The organism is Inquilinus sp. (assembly GCF_057815775.1).
In genome coordinates this window covers 1-2,239 of sequence record NZ_JBYRFX010000914.1, presented here as the reverse complement: position 1 = coordinate 2,239, position 2,239 = coordinate 1, and the positions used below count along the sequence as shown (strand labels likewise).

3 protein-coding genes are annotated in these 2,239 nt (G+C 68.2%); 2 read left to right on the top strand and 1 reads right to left on the bottom strand.

The window, feature by feature from the left end; genetic code table 11:
* A partial coding sequence (locus AC3XYG_RS32680; RefSeq protein ID WP_489144063.1) for a LysR family transcriptional regulator occupies positions 1-331 on the bottom strand: 331 nt, incomplete at its 3' end.
* A 111-nt stretch (positions 332-442) separates the two neighbouring features.
* Between AC3XYG_RS32680 and AC3XYG_RS32675 the strand changes: the two genes are divergently transcribed.
* The gene (locus AC3XYG_RS32675) at positions 443-1,432 is read left to right on the top strand and encodes a zinc-dependent alcohol dehydrogenase family protein (protein ID WP_489144062.1); all 990 of its coding nucleotides are present in this window, start codon (positions 443-445) and stop codon (positions 1,430-1,432) included.
* Between the two features lie 156 nt (positions 1,433-1,588).
* Positions 1,589-1,921, top strand: coding sequence for a hypothetical protein (locus AC3XYG_RS32670; RefSeq protein ID WP_489144061.1), 333 nt, complete (start codon positions 1,589-1,591; stop codon positions 1,919-1,921).
* The last annotated feature ends 318 nt before the right edge of the window (positions 1,922-2,239 follow it).

Sequence of the window (2,239 nt, the reverse complement as noted above, 5' to 3'; positions counted from 1 at the left end):
CCATCGGCATCAGCTCATGCGTGCCGAAGGTGACCGGCGCGTTGATCCGCAGCCGGCCGCGCGGCACGGCGTGCAGATCCTCCGCCAGCGCCTCCGCCGCCTCGGCCTCGGCCAGCACGATGCGGCAGCGTTCATAGAAGGCACGGCCGACCTCGGTCAGGCTCTGCCGCCGCGTGGTGCGGGCCAGCAGCCGGGCGCCGAGGCGATCCTCCAGGAAGCGCACATGCTTGCCGACCATCGGTGCGGACAGGCCAAGCGCCTCGGCCGCGGCGGCGAAGGAGCCGGTTTCGACAGCCCGGACGAACACCGCCATGCTGGTGAGCCGATCCATGATTAAAAACCGTTGGTTTCGACTGTTGTCGTCAACCCGCTATTTATCTCATCTGCGAAGCAAATCATACCCACCGCACGCCGCAAGACAGACTGCAGCAGGAGTGTCGTCATGGCCCGTATCGTCCGCATCCACCAACTCGGCGGCCCCGAAGTTCTCCGCATCGAATACGTCGAGGAGCCGCCGCCCGGTCCCGGCGAGATCCGCCTGCGCGTCAAGGCGCTGGGCCTGAACCGCGCGGAATCGATGTTCCGCACCGGCTATTATCCGGAATCGCCTGATTTTCCCGCCCGGCTCGGCTACGAGGCCGCCGGCGTGATCGAGGCGCTGGGCGCTGGTGTCACCGGCTTCGCCGTGGGCGATGGCGTCAGCATCGTGCCGCCGCTGTCGATCACCCGCTGGGGCACCTATGGCGAGGTCGCCAACGTCCCGGCCGAGGCAGCGGTGAAGCATCCGGCCCATCTGTCCTGGGTCGATGCCGCGGCGGTGTGGATGCAGTACGTCACCGCCTATGGCGCGCTGATCGAGATCGCCGGGCTGGGCAAGGGCGATGCGGTGCTGATCACCGCGGCGTCCAGCAGCGTCGGCCTGGCCGCGATCCAGATCGCCAACCGGATCGGCGCCACCCCGATCGCCGCCACCCGCACATCCGCCAAGGCCGCGGCGCTGCGCGATGCCGGCGCCGCCCATGTCATCATCACCGATGAGGAGGATCTGGCCGCCCGGGCCAAGGCCATCACCGGCGGCGCCGGGGTCCGCGCGGTGTTCGACCCCATCGCCGGCCCGGGCGTGAACGCGCTGGCCGAGGCGCTGGGGCATGGCGGCATCCTGGTCGAATACGGCGCGTTGAGCCCCGAGCCGACACCGTTCCCGCTGTTCCCCGCCCTGGTCAACGCGCTGACCATCCGCGGCTACCAGTACAAGGAGATCGTGTCCGACCCGGCCCGTTTCGACCGGGCCAAGCGCTTCATCCTCGACGGCCTGGCCGATGGCAGCCTGAAGCCGATCGTGGCCAGGACCTTCCCGCTCGACCAGATCGTCGAGGCGACCCGCTACCTCGAATCCAACCAGCAGTTCGGCAAGATCGTCGTCACGGTCTGATTTCGGCCGGGCGGCGGCGATGGACCCCCGCTGCCGCCGCCCGATCTCACCGGGCCGGACCGCTCCGCTCACGGCCCAATAACGATGGTTTAACGCGCAAGGATCTAAGGTCTCTCCGATATCGACCGAAACATTCAACTTCATCGGGGACTGATCATGCGCATTATCGAACAACCCGAGCCTGCCCGCGTGACCTCGGAATGGGCCCGCCGCTATCTGGAACGCCTGGACCAGCCGCTGGACCCGTGGGAGACGGATTTCTTCCGCAGCGGCTGCAACTTCCTGGCCCGCGACTCCGCCACCGGCGCGATCTCCTGCTGGAAGTCGATGAACCTGCCAATCGCCCGCCGGCGCGAGACCTACATCGGGCCGATGGGCATGACGCCGCTGACCCGGCATGAGATCGACCGCCTCTCCGGCCTGCTGGAGAAGCTGGCCGAGGGCGAGGATGCATCGGACCAGGTGGCGGCGCTGCGGCGCTATCGCTGACGGCCACCGTTACCAGCACCGTCATTGCGAGTGCAGCGAAGCAATCCAGAGGCCGCACGCACCGGCCCTTGGATTGCTTCGTCGGCTTCCCTCCTTGCAATGACGGCGTCCTTCAAGCGTCTGTCGAATCCAGCCGCCGATTGACGCTCCCGCCCACCCCCGCGCAGGATTGGCCGCGCCGATGCGGCGGGAGCGGTGGGCGAGGGCCGGGTGATCGGAAACCTAGGGATCAGGCGATCTTGGCAGGCCGCTTCCTGCCTGCTGGCCATCCTGTCTGCCGCCCCCGGTCCCGCACGGGCGCAACAGGCCTGGATCGGC